The sequence below is a fragment of the Streptomyces sp. NPDC026417 genome (genome assembly GCF_055567695.1).
Window position 1 is genome coordinate 416,223 of sequence record NZ_JBVHPY010000004.1, and the last position, 14,652, is coordinate 430,874.

General features: G+C 72.3%; 11 protein-coding genes. 5 read left to right on the forward strand and 6 right to left on the reverse strand.

Annotation, left to right across the window (positions count from 1 at the left end):
• Positions 1-90: 90 nt before the first annotated feature.
• The gene (locus tag ACZ4NT_RS09530; protein ID WP_121404504.1) at positions 91-1,281 is read right to left on the reverse strand and encodes a lipid-transfer protein; all 1,191 of its coding nucleotides are present in this window, start codon (positions 1,279-1,281) and stop codon (positions 91-93) included.
• Positions 1,278-1,745, reverse strand: coding sequence for a Zn-ribbon domain-containing OB-fold protein (locus ACZ4NT_RS09535; protein WP_467724518.1), 468 nt, complete (start codon positions 1,743-1,745; stop codon positions 1,278-1,280). The genes ACZ4NT_RS09530 and ACZ4NT_RS09535 overlap by 4 nt, the downstream gene beginning before the upstream one ends.
• Positions 1,746-2,021: 276 nt before the next feature.
• Between ACZ4NT_RS09535 and ACZ4NT_RS09540 the strand changes: the two genes are divergently transcribed.
• On the forward strand, positions 2,022-2,831 hold the full coding sequence (locus ACZ4NT_RS09540; RefSeq protein ID WP_121404505.1) for a M15 family metallopeptidase: 810 nt from the start codon (positions 2,022-2,024) through the stop codon (positions 2,829-2,831).
• A 77-nt stretch (positions 2,832-2,908) separates the two neighbouring features.
• On the forward strand, positions 2,909-3,445 hold the full coding sequence (locus ACZ4NT_RS09545; RefSeq protein ID WP_121404506.1) for an NUDIX domain-containing protein: 537 nt from the start codon (positions 2,909-2,911) through the stop codon (positions 3,443-3,445).
• 235 nt (positions 3,446-3,680) lie between these two features.
• Here the strand turns inward: ACZ4NT_RS09545 and ACZ4NT_RS09550 are convergent, their stop codons facing one another.
• Positions 3,681-6,047, reverse strand: a complete 2,367-nt coding sequence (locus ACZ4NT_RS09550) for a glycoside hydrolase family 31 protein (protein WP_467724493.1) — start codon at positions 6,045-6,047, stop codon at positions 3,681-3,683.
• 213 nt (positions 6,048-6,260) lie between these two features.
• Here ACZ4NT_RS09550 and ACZ4NT_RS09555 point away from each other — a divergent pair, with 213 nt between their 5' ends.
• Positions 6,261-8,228 carry an acetoacetate--CoA ligase gene (locus ACZ4NT_RS09555; RefSeq protein ID WP_121404508.1) on the forward strand — a complete coding sequence of 656 codons (1,968 nt, stop codon included), beginning with the start codon at positions 6,261-6,263 and terminating at the stop codon, positions 8,226-8,228.
• Here the strand turns inward: ACZ4NT_RS09555 and ACZ4NT_RS09560 are convergent, their stop codons facing one another.
• Positions 8,229-9,548 carry an aminotransferase class I/II-fold pyridoxal phosphate-dependent enzyme gene (locus ACZ4NT_RS09560; protein WP_467724496.1) on the reverse strand — a complete coding sequence of 440 codons (1,320 nt, stop codon included), beginning with the start codon at positions 9,546-9,548 and terminating at the stop codon, positions 8,229-8,231. It abuts the gene before it with no gap.
• Between the two features lie 112 nt (positions 9,549-9,660).
• Between ACZ4NT_RS09560 and ACZ4NT_RS09565 the strand changes: the two genes are divergently transcribed.
• Together ACZ4NT_RS09565 and ACZ4NT_RS09570 are read left to right on the forward strand one after the other, a co-directional pair.
• On the forward strand, positions 9,661-10,869 hold the full coding sequence (locus ACZ4NT_RS09565) for an MFS transporter (RefSeq protein ID WP_467724497.1): 1,209 nt from the start codon (positions 9,661-9,663) through the stop codon (positions 10,867-10,869).
• A gap of 22 nt (positions 10,870-10,891) precedes the next feature.
• Positions 10,892-11,785 (forward strand): hypothetical protein, encoded by an 894-nt coding sequence (locus tag ACZ4NT_RS09570; protein WP_467724499.1) that lies wholly within the window; start codon positions 10,892-10,894, stop codon positions 11,783-11,785.
• Between the two features lie 65 nt (positions 11,786-11,850).
• Here the strand turns inward: ACZ4NT_RS09570 and ptsP are convergent, their stop codons facing one another.
• Positions 11,851-13,521 carry a phosphoenolpyruvate--protein phosphotransferase gene (gene ptsP / locus ACZ4NT_RS09575; RefSeq protein WP_121404512.1) on the reverse strand — a complete coding sequence of 557 codons (1,671 nt, stop codon included), beginning with the start codon at positions 13,519-13,521 and terminating at the stop codon, positions 11,851-11,853.
• Positions 13,522-13,598: 77 nt separating this feature from the next.
• Entirely contained in the window at positions 13,599-14,048 is a 450-nt protein-coding gene (locus ACZ4NT_RS09580; protein WP_121404513.1) for a PTS glucose transporter subunit IIA, read from the reverse strand.
• Positions 14,049-14,652: the final 604 nt, after the last annotated feature.

A 14,652-nucleotide genomic window follows, 5' to 3' on the forward strand; every position in this document is an offset into this window, starting at 1 on the left:
CACGCGCTGTTCACGCAGGCTTCCCGGCCGGTCACACCGCGTGCGCACACCCGTCCGGGCGGCACCGCCCGGCGCACGTCCGTCCGGACGTCACCGCACGGCGATCACCGACGAACCGTGCCCGAACAGACCCTGGTTGGCGGTGACACCCACTCGGGCCCCCTCGACCTGCCGGTCGCCCGCGGTGCCCCGCAACTGCCATGTCAGCTCGCACACCTGGGCGATGGCCTGCGCCGGAACGGCTTCCCCGAAGGAGGCCAGCCCACCACTGGCGTTCACGGGTATGCGTCCACCGAGCGCCGTCGCGCCTTCCCGGAGCAGCTTGGCCCCCTCTCCCTCACCGCACAGCCCCAGATCCTCGTACCACTGCAACTCCAGCGCCGTGGACAGGTCGTACACCTCGGCGAGCGAGAGGTCCTCCGGCCCGACGCCCGCCTCCTCGTACGCGGCACGGCCGATCGACGCGCGGAACGTCTCGGCGGGCGCGGCCACCGCCACTGCCGAATCGGTCGCGATGTCCGGCAGATCCGGCACGGTGCGGGGATAGCGAGGCGTCACCGTGGACACCGCGCGGATGCGTACGGCGCCGGCCGCGCCGTGCCGCCGGGCGAACTCCATGCTGGACAGCACGAGCGCCGCGCCGCCGTCGGAGGTCGCGCAGATGTCGAGCAGCCGCAGCGGATCCGCGACGACCGCCGACGCGGCCACCTCCTCGGCGGTGACCGGCCTGCGGTAGCGCGCGTTCGGGTTGAGCGCTCCCGCGGCGGCGTTCTTCACCTTGACCCGGGCGAAGTCCTCGGGGGTGTCCCCGTGGACGGCCATCCGCCGCCGCGCGTACAGCCCGAAGTACGTCGGGTTCGTCGCCCCGAGCACGCGGAAGCGCAGCCAGTCCGGGTCGTCCGGGCGGTCCCCTCCCGCCGGACGGAAGAATCCCTTGGGTGCCGCGTCCGCGCCGACCACGAGCACCACGTCCGCGAGCCCGGAGAGGATCTGCGCCCGTGCCGCGTCGACCGCCTGGGCCCCGGAGGCGCAGGCCGCGTAGACGCTCGCCACCCGCGCGCCCTGCCAGCCCAGCGCCCGCGCGAACGTCGCGCCCGCCACATACCCCGGGTATCCGCCGCGCACGGTGTCCGCACCCACGATCGAGCCGACGTCGCGCCAGTCGACCCGCGCGTCCGCCAGCGCGGCCCGCGCCGCCGCCGTCCCGTACTCGACGAAGCTGCGGCCCCACTTGCCCCAGGGATGCATGCCCGCGCCGAGTACCGCCACGTCACCCGTCATCCCGTCACCCCCCGTCGTCGGACACCGTTCGCCGCACCGCCTCCGCCCGGCTCCGCCGGCCGCCAGTGCCAGGTGGTCCAGGTCGTCTCCGCGTCCTCGTTCAGCACGCCGGGGACGAGTTCCACCTCCATGCCCACCGCCAGGTCTGCAACGGTCACTCCGGGAACCGTCTGCCCGAGTACGACGATGCGCTCGGCCGCCAGCTCCACAGCGATCAACGCGTACGGCTGCCAGGGGAGTTCCGGATCGGACACGTAGGGTGACGGCGGCCGGTACCGGCTGTCCGTGTACGACCAGACGCGACCGCGCCGGGACAGGGGTACCTCCGTCAAGGCGCCCCCGGGGCAGCCGGGGTTGCGGCACCAGGAGTCCTCGCGGGGGAAGAAGGCCGAGGCGCACGCCGAGCAGCGGGTGCCGAGGAGGTGGAAGTCGTCTCCGTCCCCGGTGAACCAGCCGGCCACCACCGGAGTGCGCGCACGCGACATGGACCCTCCCGATCCTGAATCTGACGGAACGTCAGGAGTGTGGCACGGGCACCGGGAAATGGGCAGTGTGTGCCGAGAACCGGACGGGCTCCAGGTGCGTCGGAGTATCGGTGGGGCGGCCGGGACCCACGGGGGTGGTCCCGGCCGTCCCTCCTCCGGAAGCGCTCCCTTGCCCAGGGCCCGAGCGGGCTCCCTTCCGCAGGGTTCGCATGCGCTCCCTTCCCAGAAGGAACCCCGGCCTGATAGACGCAGGGCATGACACGACTCTCCACTGCCGTCCGGGGCCTGGCGACCACGCTCGCCGCCCTGCTGTCCGTGACCGTCGTCTCCGCCACCGCCCAGGCCGCCCCCGAGCCGAAGGCACCCGACAACTTCGTGGCCCTGAGCTCCGTCGATCGCACGATCGTCCAGGAGATGCGCTATTTCACCCCGCACAACTTCGTGGGCGAGCGCATCGACGGCTACCGGCAGCCCGTCTGCATCCTGACGCGACCCGCGGCGCGGGCCCTGCACCGGGCACAGGTGAAATTGCTGCGCAGGGGCTACAGCCTCAAGGTGTACGACTGCTACCGGCCGCAGCGTGCGGTGGACCACTTCGTGCGCTGGGCCGAGGACCTCGACGACCAGCGGATGAAACCGGAGTTCTACCCGCAGGTCGACAAGACCCGCCTGTTCGAGGACGGTTACATCGCGGAGAAGTCCGGACACAGCCGCGGTTCCACCCTGGACCTCACGATCGTCGAGTTGCCGGCCCGGCCGACGCGGCCGTACCGCCCCGGGGAGCCTCTCGTGCCCTGCTACGCCCCCCAGGACCGGCGGTTCCCCGACAACTCCGTGGACATGGGCACGGGCTTCGACTGCTTCGACACCCTCGCGCACACCCTCGACCCGCGCATCCAGGGCGCACAGCGGGCCAACCGGCTGCTGCTCAAGGGGACTCTGGAAGGCCTCGGATTCGTCAACCTCGCCGAGGAGTGGTGGCACTACACGTACAAGCCGGAGCCGTACCCGGACACCTACTTCGACTTCCCGGTGTCCAGGAAGTCGCTGACGCCGTCCCACTGAGCCGTCGCACGCGGCGGCCCCGTCCCCGCCCAGCCCGCCGAAGACGCCCGGCGGGATGATCGGATACAGTCCGCCGCGTGTCCGTAACCCACCACCCGCCCGCCAACTCCGCGCCGGACTCGCACTGTTCCGGCTGCGGGGCGCCCTACGGAGAGGGCATCTCCGGCTGGCCCCGCACCTGTGCCGCCTGCGGCACGGTCGCCTACCGCAACCCCCTGCCGGTCGCGGTGGCCCTGCAGCCCGTGTACGACACCCAGGGCGCGGCCCTGGTCGTCATCACCCGGACGATCGCCCCCGCGCGCGGGGGCATCGCTCTGCCCGGCGGTTTCATCGACCACCGGGAGGACTGGCGGCACGCGGTGGTGCGCGAACTCCACGAGGAGACCGGCATCGAGGCGGCGGCGCGCGAGGTACGGCTGGCCGACGCGATGAGCTCCCCCGACGGGCACCTGCTGCTTTTCGGACTGCTCCCCGAGCGTTCCGCCACCGACCTCCCGGAGTCCGCCGCCACGGACGAGACGGAGGGCTGGCACCTGCTGCGCCGGCCGACGGAACTCGCGTTCCCGCTGCACACGTCGGCCGTTCGCGCATGGTTCGAAGGGCGCTACATCTGAGCACGGCCCGGCCGCGCACCCGCCCGGGAGCGGGCTGGACCGAGGAGTGCGCCGCCCGGCCTGAGCACCCGACGTACGCCGACCGCACCGGCCCGTATGACGAGCCCGGCCGCGCGAGCGGGATCGGCCGAGGGGCGCCCCGCCGGTGCGCCGCCCCGGCCTGAGCACCCGACGTACGCCCGCGGGACGAGCGCCCCCTCCGTCCGAGGTCCCCCGCGCCGTGTCCGGCAGGCGCTCAGGGCGTGCCCAGCCCGCGCAGCCGCACGGGGTGGGGCGGCTCGACCGGGCCGTCCCCGCCGTCCCGCACCACGACCGGACGTGCTCCCTCCCAACGCGTCACATAGCGCTCGATCTCCGGCTCGCTCCACCCGTCACCCGGATCCGGCACCACCAGTCCGCCCCCGGTACGGCCGCGCGCCGGTGCCCAGGCCTCCAGCTCCAGGCCGCCGCCGTCACCGCGGACGGGCACCACGGCTCCCGCGCGCGCGAGGACCGGGATACGCGACAAGGGGGCGTCGATCAGCACCTGGGCCGGCCCCTCGTACGCCTTCTCGGTCGCGGTGTCGTACCAGCGCCCGCGAGGCAGCTGCACGGCGCGCCGGTCGGCCCCCGGATCCAGGACCGGCGCCACGAGCAGACTGTCCCCGAGCAGGAAGGCGTCCTCGCAGTCACGCAGCGACCGGTCCTCGGTGGCGCCCCACCACAGAGGACGCACATAGGGTGCTCCGGTACGCCGGGCGAGATGCGCCAGGGTGGTGAAGTACGGCAGCAGGCGGCGCCGCCCGACGAGGGCCACGCGCGCGTGTGCCAGCACGTCGTCGCCGAACTCCCACGGTTCCCGGCACCCCGCCCGCCGGCCGGCGTGCGTACGGAACAGCGGGAGGTAGGCGCCGAGCTGCAGCCACCGCAGATACAGCTCCGGCGAGGGACGTCCGTCCGAACCGCCCACGTCCGTTCCCGAGTACGGCACCCCGCTCAGCCCCAGGCCCAGCACCAGCGACAGCGACGCCCGCAGCCCCGGCCAGCCCGTCGCCACACCCGCCGGCCAGACGCCGCCGTAGCGCTGCATCCCGGCCCACCCGGAGCGCGACAGGACGAACGGCCGCTCCTCGGGGTTCAGCTCACGCAACCCCTCGTACCCGGCCCGGGCCATGTACAGGGCGTAGACGTTGTGCGCCTCGCGATGGTCCCCGCCGGTGCCCTCCAGGGCGTGGCGCGCCGAACGCGGCAGGGTGTTCTCCCCGAAGGCCGTGAACGACGTCGGCTCGTTCATGTCGTGCCAGAACCCGGCGAACCCCTGGGCGAGGCGCTCCTCGTAGAGCCGGCCCCACCAGCGACGCACACGCGCGTGCGTGAAGTCCGGGAAGACCGACCTCCCGGGCCGGGCCACCGCCTCGACGAGGCGCCCGCCGGCGTCGCGCACGAAGACGTCCGCGGCCGTCCCGCCGTCGTGGACGGCGCCACCCCCCTCGGCCGCGACCGCCGGTTCCACCACCGAGACCAGCCGGATCCCGTCGCGTCGCAACTCGTCGGCGAGCACCGGAAGCCTGGGAAAGCGGTCCCGGTCCACCGTGAACGCCCGCTGCGCCTCGTGGTGGCCGGCGTCCAGGTGCATCGCCTCCAGCGGCAGGTCGCGCTCCTGGTAGCCCCCGACGATCCGCCGCACCTCCTGCTCGCTGCCGAGGCCCGACCGGGCGTGATGGTGCCCGAGCGCCCACACCGGCGGGAGCGCGGCCGCCCCGGTCAGCGCGGCCCAGGCGTGCAGCACGCGCGCGGGAGTACCCACCAGCACCCAGCAGCGCAGCGGCCCGCCCTCCATCCGGAGCTGGCAGGTGCCCACCCGGTCGTGCCCGGAACCGGCTCCCTCCTCGCCCTCCCGCAGCGTCACCGTGCCGTCCCAGGAGCTGTCGTGGAACACCAGATGGGTGGCTGCGTCGGACACCACCAGTTGCACCGGCATGGTGATGTGCAGCGGATCGTCCTCGGGCACGAGGGCGCGGCCGGGGTCCGTGTTCCACAGCCGGTAGGTGCCGTCGCGCAGCCTGGCCCCGGCGGCCCGGCCCCCCAGACCGAAGAACCGGGCGTCGGCCGCCACCTCGGAGCGCTGCATCCAGCGGGCCGGGGCACCCTCCGCCGACTCCCACCAGCGGGGCGGCAGATCACGGCGCAGGGTCACTCCACCGGGCGTACACACCTCGATCGCGCCGTGCCGGGACACGGTGACCGTGAGGCGTTCCGCCACGATCCGCCAGCCGCCGTCCTTGTCCGGCTCCAGAATCGCCCGCGGATCCGGCTCGGGGAAGCGGCCCGACAGCGCGTGGGACGGCCCCGGCCCCGCTCCGTCCCACCCCCAGAACACCGATCCGTTCGCGGCCACACTGATCTGCAGCTCCGATCGCGTGAACTTGACGACCCCGCCCCCGGGGCCCGGTTCCACACCCCGCACCGGCCCGGGGACCCGTGCCCGCTCGGCACCCCGCTGCGGCAAACCGGTGGCGTCCACGCGCCTCCTGCGCCACGCGGCTCGCACCGAGCGCAACCCTTGAGCGGCACCCCCCGAACCGACCGCCTTCACCGAACGCACCAGGTCACGACCGTCCATGCTGTTCAGCCTGCCATTCGCGATGCCTCGGAGGAGGGGCGTTCAACTGCCGTTCACCCGTGGTGAGGGCACATCTTCACGACACGGACTATGTGGGGCACACCCTGGTGCGGAAGTCGATCACATGGCATCGTCCGTGTCAGCCGCGTGACGCGCACACCCCTGCCCGTGCGCGCCCGACGCACACGACGCGCACAGTCCGGGAGCCGCCCCATGTCCTCTGCGAACGCCTCGCCGCTCTGGCAGCCCGACCAGGAACGTATCGACCGGGCCCAGGTCACCCGGTTCCAGTCCTGGGCGGCCGAGCACCACGGAGCACCGGCGTCGGGGGGCTATCCGGCGCTGCACCGCTGGTCCGTCGACGAGCTGGACACGTTCTGGAAGGCCGTCACCGAGTGGTTCGACGTGCGGTTCTCGACCCCGTACGCGCGCGTGCTCGGCGACCGCTCGATGCCCGGCGCCGAATGGTTCCCCGGGGCAACCCTGAACTACGCCGAACACGCCCTGCGCGCGGCCGCGACCCGCGCCGACGAGCCCGCGCTCCTGTACGTCGACGAGACCCACGAGCCGAGCCCCGTGAGCTGGTCCGAGCTGCGCCGCCAGGTCGGCTCCCTGACCGCCGAACTGCGTGCCCTCGGAGTGCGGCCCGGGGACCGGATCAGCGGATACCTCCCGAACATCCCGCAGGCCGTGGTGGCCCTCCTCGCCACGGCAGCCGTGGGCGGAGTGTGGACGTCCTGCGCACCCGACTTCGGAGCCCGCAGCGTCCTGGACCGCTTCCAGCAGGTCGAACCCGTCGTGCTCTTCACCGTCGACGGCTACCGCTACGGAGGCAAGGAGCACGACCGGCGCGAGACGGTCGCCGAGCTGCGCCGCGAACTGCCCACCCTGCGCGCCGTCGTGCACATCCCGCTGCTCGGCACCGAAGCCCCCGAGGGCGCCCTGGACTGGGCCGCGCTGACGGCGGCGGACGTGGAGCCGGTCTTCGAGCCGGTGCCCTTCGACCACCCCCTGTGGGTGCTGTACTCCTCAGGCACGACCGGCCTGCCGAAGGCGATCGTCCAGTCCCAGGGCGGCATCCTCGTCGAGCATCTCAAGCAGCTCGGTCTGCACTGCGACCTGGGACCCGGGGATCGCTTCTTCTGGTACACCTCCACCGGCTGGATGATGTGGAACTTCCTCGTCTCCGGCCTGCTCACGGGCACCACGATCGTGCTGTACGACGGCAGCCCCGGATACCCCGACACCGCGGCCCAGTGGCGCATCGCCGAGCGCACCGGCGCCACCCTCTACGGCACCTCCGCGGCGTACGTGATGGCATGCCGCAAGGCGGGCGTCCATCCCTCCCGGGACTTCGACCTCTCACGCGTCCAGTGCGTGGCGACCACCGGATCCCCGCTGCCGCCGGACGGATTCCGCTGGCTGCACGACGAGGTCCGCGACGACCTGTGGATCGCCTCGGTCAGCGGCGGCACGGACGTGTGCTCCTGCTTCGCCGGAGCCGTGCCCACGCTGCCGGTGCACATCGGTGAGCTCCAGGCCCCCGGCCTGGGCACGGACCTCCAGTCGTGGGACCCGAGCGGGAAACCCGTCATCGACGAGGTCGGTGAGCTCGTGGTCACCAACCCGATGCCGTCCATGCCGGTCCGCTTCTGGAACGATCCCGACGGCAGCCGCTACCACGGCAGCTACTTCGACACGTATCCCGGCGTGTGGCGGCACGGCGACTGGATCACCGTCACCTCCCGCGGCTCCGTCGTCATCCACGGCCGCTCCGACTCCACCCTGAACCGCCAGGGCGTGCGCATGGGGTCCGCCGACATCTACGAAGCCGTCGAGCGCCTCCCCGAGATCAAGGAGTCGCTCGTCATCGGGGTCGAACAGCCCGACGGCGGCTACTGGATGCCGCTGTTCGTCCACCTCGCACCCGGCGCCGCACTCGACGACGCCCTGCTGGACCGCATCAAGCGGACCATCCGCGAGCAGCTGTCGCCGCGCCACGTCCCCGACGAGGTCATCGAGGTCCCCGGCGTGCCCCACACCCTCACGGGCAAGCGCATCGAGGTCCCGGTCAAGCGCCTTCTCCAGGGCGCCTCCCTGGAGAAGGCGGTCAACGTCGGCTCCGTGGACGACGTCGAACTCCTCCGCTTCTACGAGGACCTGGCCCGCAAGCGCTCCTGATCAACCCCCGTAGGTGGCTTCGGACTCGCCGAGTACGGCGGCGAAGTCCGAGGCCAGCCGGCCCGCGTCGGCGGGTTCGAGATCCGCGACCGAGATCCGTACCCCCGGGCCGGACGCGATCCGGAACCGGGCACCCGCCGCGACCCACCAGCCGTACGACCGCAGGCCGTTCACCACGGCGGACTCGTCCCGCACCGGCACCCAGACGTTCATCCCGCTCACCCCGCGCGCCTCGATGCCGCGCCCGGCGAGATCCCCGACGAGCGCGTCGCGCCGCAGCCCGTAGATGTCCTCGGCGCGGGCCACCAACGCGCGCGTGCCCTCGTCCGCCAGCAGACCCTGCACCGTCTCCTGGAGCAGATGACTGACCCAGCCCGAGGTCAGCAGCAGCCGGCCGTCGTGGCGGGCCAGCGTCACCGGATCGCAGGCCGCCGCGGCCCACCGCAGGTCCGTCCCGAGGAACTTGCTGACGGTCCTGACGTGCACCCAGCGGGTCAGACCGCCCGAGGTCAGCGTCCGCAGCGGGGCGCCGGCGACGGCGGACGCGTGGTCGTTCTCCACGACCAGCACCTCCGGCGCCTCCCGGAGCACCTCCACGAGCGCGTCCCGGCGCTCCGCCGAGAAGCACCCGCCGTACGGGTTCTGCGCCCGCGGACTGCACACCACCGCCCGGACGCCCGCCCGCACCGCGGCACGCAGCGCCTCGGGGCGGATCCCTTCGTCGTCCACGGCCACCGGCACCGTACGCAGGCCCAGAGCCGTCACCAGATCGAGCAGATGGTGATAGCCGGGGTCCTCCATGGCGACGGCGTCACCCGGCCGCAACTCCACGGACAGCAGGCGCCCGATGAGGTCCAGGGCCCCGTGCGCGAACGTCACGCCGTCCGTCGGCACCCCGTCCGGGCCCAGCCACGCGCGCACCGCCTCCTCGAGCCGCGCCAGCCGGGGTGTGCTGCGGTGCGACCGCGCCCCGGGGGAGAGCCGCGACGGCGGAACCAGATGCGGGAGGAGCACCGGATCGGGGTGCCCGCCCGCCAGGTCGCGCACGCCGGGCGGCACCTTCGGCGGACGCCGGGACGCGACCGCGGGGGCCGCGGCGACGACGGTGCCGCCGCGCCCGCGCGTCACCACGATCCCGCGCCGCCGCAGCTCCTTGTACGCCGTCGCCACCGTCCCCGGGCTCACCCCGAGGTCGTCCGCGAGGCGCCGTACCGGCGGCAGTGGGACACCGGGGCCCAACACCCCTTCGGCCACGCCGCGTTCGACGGACGAGGCAATCCCCTTGGCCGTCGTGCCACTGATCCCATATTGTGTTGCCACGTTACCAAGTATGTATCAATACATACTCGGCAAGCAAGGGGGAGCAGTGAGTCCGATACGCCGCGCAGCCGCATGGTGGACCCGCATTCCAGGAGGCGCCGACGGCCGCCGCATGCTCTGGATCGCTCTCGTCGACCGGATCGGCAGCGGCCTCTGGGCCTCCGTCTCCGTCCTGTACTTCACCTACGTCACCGGCCTCTCCGTCGCCGAGGTCGGCACCCTCGTCGCGGTGGCCGGAGCCATCGGCATCGCCGGAGCGCCGCTCGGCGGCCGCATCGCCGATCGCATGCCCCTCACCCACCTCCTCATCGCCCTGCAACTCCTGCGCGCCCTCGCCTCCTTCGCCCTCCTCACCACCGACTCCTACGCACTGCTGCTCGTCTTCTCCGCCGTCGGCAGCCTCGGCGACCGCGCCGCGAACGTCCTCACCAAGCTCTACGCGGCCCGCGTATCCGGCCCCGACCGCGTCCGCTACCAGGCGGTCAACCGGACCGTGGCCAACGCCGGATGGGCCGTGGGCGGCCTCATCGCGGCGGCCGCCCTCGCCGTCGGCACCACGGCGGCGTACCAGTGGCTCCTCGTGGGCGACGGCCTCTCCTTCGCCGCCGTCGCACTCCTCACCCGCCGCTGCGGCGAACCGCCGTCCCCCTCGCGCACCGTGACCTCGTCGCAGAGTCCCGCGCCCGCGCCGAAGGCGGGCGGCCCCTGGCGCGACCGCACCTACCTCGGCTACGTCGCCACCGAGGCCGTCCTCTTCCTCGACGACGCGGTGTTCAAGGTCGGACTGCCCCTGTGGATCGCCCACGGAAGCAGCGCTCCGCACGGACTCGCACCCCTGCTCATGGTCCTCAACAACGTCATGGTCGTGGCACTCCAGGTCCCCCTGGCCCGGTTCGGCGCCCGCACCGCGGCGGCCCGGGCCCTGCTGCTCCCGCTCTCCGCCTTCTTCGCCCTCGGCGGTGTACTGATGGCCCTCTCCAGCACCGGCGGATCCCTCACGGCGACGCTGTCCCTCACCGGCGCGGCCGTCGCCTTCACCGTGGCGGAGATGCTCCACGCCACCGTCTCCTGGGACCTCTCCCTCGCCCTCGCCCCCGACACCGCCCAGGGCGCATACCTCGGCGTCCACGGACTCGCCCAGTCCGTCCAGCGCAGCCTGGGACCACTGGCCGTCACCGCCGCCATCGCCACCGGACCCCTCGGATGGGCCGTATTCGGCGGGACGATAGCTCTGACCTGCGGAATCCAGCACCGCCTCGTACGCGGTCGACTCAGCCGAGAGGCATTGTCAGTGCCGCCGATTACTGTGAGTGAGCATTGATCGACCGTGCACAGGGGGAAACATGCAGCACACCGCACACGGGACCATGCGACGCGTACTGCGCCGCGAGATCGCCGGAACCATCGGCCTGCTCACCGACGAAGAGGACTTCGCGGCGATGCGGCACTACCGCACCTTCACCTTCGACGACCACCCCACCTACCTCCGACAGGTGGAAGCCCTGCTGCGGACGCTCGCCGCCCAGGGCGGCCACACCACCGTCGCCCTCTTCGACCCCGAGGAGTACGCGGCATTCTGCGCCGACCGCGGCCTGGTCCCCGACGCCCCGTCCAGCCGCACCCGCTTCACGGCCGAGCTCGCCGCCACGGGCCCCACCCTCCCCTACGAGGGACAACCCCTGACCGAGCTCGTCCCCGACCTCGTGGACGAAGCCGTCCGCCAGGCCACGTGGGAGTACGCGACCACCCTCCTGGCCCGCATCGGCGACTGCGCGTCCTGCGGCGAGGACATCGGACGCGCCGCCTTCCTGCGGGCCACCGACCTGCTGACCCGCGTCCTCGACACCGCCGGCACCGGTGAGCGCCACCTCGTGTGCAGCGTTTCGACGGAGCCCGAAACCCTCACGGCGGTGCTGCACGCGGACGCCACCGAGGACGCGACACCCGTGGACGAGACCGAAGCCCTCGAGTTCGCGACGGTCCTCGCCCTCGGAATCGCCACCGGTTCCCCGGGCGGACTGGTCATGCGCACGTCCGCACCCGGCAGGACCGACCGGGTCTACGGCTGGCGCCTGCGCGGCGAGGGCCTGGAACCGCTGACCGCGGCCGAGGTCTTCGACGCCTACTGCACGGACATCGAGAACGGGGACATCCTCTCGCCGGAGTCCGGAGTCGACTACTGCGCCCCACCCGACCTGGGCGAAGCGGGAGAAGAGGGGAGCGGCCACACGCACTGAACGCGCGAGGGGCGCCCCACCCGAAGGTGGAGCGCCCCTCACCACAAGCCGGTCGCCCGTCCCGCCTACTCGCCGGACAGCACCGCCTGAGCCGCGTTCCGCGCCTCCTCGGCGGTGTCCGCGGCACGTGCGGCGGCCGCGGCACGCTCGCACTGCGCCAGCGTGTACTTCGCCAGCGTCGACCGTACATAGGGGATCGACGCCGCACCCATCGAGAGGGAGGTGACCCCGAGCCCCGTCAGCACACAGGCGAGCAGCGGGTCCGACGCGGCCTCGCCGCAGACACCACAGCTCTTGCCCTCGGCCTTCGCCGCCTCGGCGGACAGCGCCACCAGGTCCAGCAGCGCGGGCTGCCACGGGTCCTGCAGCCGGGAGACCGCACCCACCTGCCGGTCCGCGGCGAACGTGTACTGCGCGAGGTCATTGGTCCCCAGCGAAAGGAACTCGACCTCCTGGAGGATCGACCGCGCCCGCAGCGCGGCCGACGGGATCTCGACCATCGCACCGAACTTGGCCCGCAGCCCCGCCTCCCGGCAGGCGTCCGCGAACGCCCTCGCGTCGGTGCGGTCCGCCACCATCGGGGCCATGACCTCGAGGTAGACCGGCAGCCCCTCCGAAGCCTTCGCGAGCGCGGTCAGCTGGGTACGCAGCACGTCCGGGTGGTCCAGCAGCGAGCGCAGCCCGCGCACCCCCAGGGCGGGGTTGGGCTCGTCCGCCGGAGTCAGGAAGTCGAGCGGCTTGTCCGCACCGGCGTCGAGCACCCGCACGACCACCCGGCCCTCGGGAAACGCCTCGAGCACCTGGCGGTACGCCTCGACCTGCTTCTCCTCGGACGGCGCGTTCTTGCTGTCGTCCAGGAAGAGGAACTCGGTGCGGAACAGACCGACGCCCTCGGCACCCGCCTCGACCGCGGCCGGTACGTCCGCGGGACCGCCGACATTGGCCAGCAGCGGCACCTTGTGTCCGTCGGACGTGGCGCCGGGACCGGTCGAGGCCGACAGCGCCGCCCTGCGCTCGGCCGCCGCGGCCTCCAGCTGCGCCTTCTTGTCGGCATTCGGCTCCACGAAGACCTCACCGGTGCTGCCGTCCACGGCGACGACCGTGCCTTCGGCGAGTTCACCCGCGCCGGGAAGCGCGACCACGGCGGGCACGCCCAGCGCCCGCGCGAGGATCGCGCTGTGACTGGTGGGACCACCCTCCTCGGTGACGAAACCGAGCACGAGGGTCGGGTCGAGCAGCGCGGTGTCGGCCGGAGCGAGGTCACGCGCGATGAGGACGTACGGCTCGTCGCTGTCCGGGACACCCGGCATGGGCACCCCGAGCAGCCGGGCCACGATGCGGTTCCGCACGTCGTCCAGGTCGGCCACGCGCCCGGCCAGGTACTCGCCGGCACCCGCCAGCAGCGCCCGGTACGCGGCGAAGGCGTCGTAGACCGCGCGCTCCGCCGTGCTGCCGACGGCGATACGCCGTTCCACGTCGGCCATCAGCTCCGGGTCCTGGGCCATCATGGCCTGAGCCTCGAGCACGGCCTGAGCCTCGCCCCCGGCCAGGTTGCCGCGTGCCATCAGATCGGCCGCCACAGCTTCCACGGCCTTACGGGCGCGCCCCTGTTCGCGCTCCGCGTCCTCCGCGGGAATCTGCTTGGCCGGCGGTTCGAGAACCGCCGTCCCCATGTGCCGAACCTCGCCGATCGCCACACCGTGGCTCACGCCGACGCCTCGCAGCGTTGTCTCCATCTCACCCGTCTCCGATAGAGCGGCGGGCCCGGCCGCCGCGGTGGTTGTCCGTTCGCCGTCCGGGGACGGCACTGCCGTCACTGCCAGCCGAAGAGGCTGTCGCCGGCCTTCACGTCGCCGTCCTCGCGGACGTCGGAGAGGGATTCGGCCGTGGCCTCGAGCGCCACGACCGGGCACACGGGGGACTTGCCGGCGGCCTCGACGGCGGCCGGGTTCCAGCGGACCACGGACTGGCCGCGCGTCACGGAGTCGCCCTTGTTCACGAGGAGCTCGAAGCCCTCGCCGTTGAGCTGCACGGTGTCGATGCCCAGGTGGGTGAGCACGCCGTGGCCCTCGTCGTCGACGACGACGAAGGCGTGCGGGTGAAGCGAGACGATGACCCCGTCCACGGGCGCCACGGCGTCCGAGGGCTCGCGCACGGGATCGATCGCGGTACCGGGGCCGACCATGGCTCCGGAGAAGACGGGGTCCGGCACTGCGGCGAGCGCGATGGCCCGTCCTGCAAGAGGGGACGTCACGGTGGTCATGGGAAGCCTCCCAGGGGTGGAGATTCAAATGGGCCGTCACTGCCTGTACCGGACGGCGCACTGTTGAGCAGCGTATGTCAGATGAACTGCCGGTTCCGCACGATAGCTCCCGAGTAGAGGTCTAGACCACCCCTCCAACGGATTTGCACCCACTCGGGGGCCGCGTGTAGAGTCGAAGACCTGCTTGGGGCCGAGCGACGCGATCACGCGCCCTTGCCTGGCAGCACCCAAACTTGTCAGATCCTATCTCGGGATCCGTTCTGCATGTCCGCCGGACGGTGGTCGGGGAGACGGAAAATCACTGATAGAGTTTGGAACACCGAAGGGAAGCGCCCAGAGGAAAGCCCGAGAGGGTGAGTACAAAGGAAGCGTCCGTTCCTTGAGAACTCAACAGCGTGCCAAAAATCAACGCCAGATATGTTGATACCCCGTCTCCAGCATCAGCTGGGACGAGGTTCCTTTGAAAAAACATCAGCGAGGACGCTGTGAACCGGGGGATTATTCCTCCCCTGGTTCCGCTCTCGTGATGCTCTCCCGATTACGGGAAAACATTCACGGAGAGTTTGATCCTGGCTCAGGACGAACGCTGGCGGCGTGCTTAACA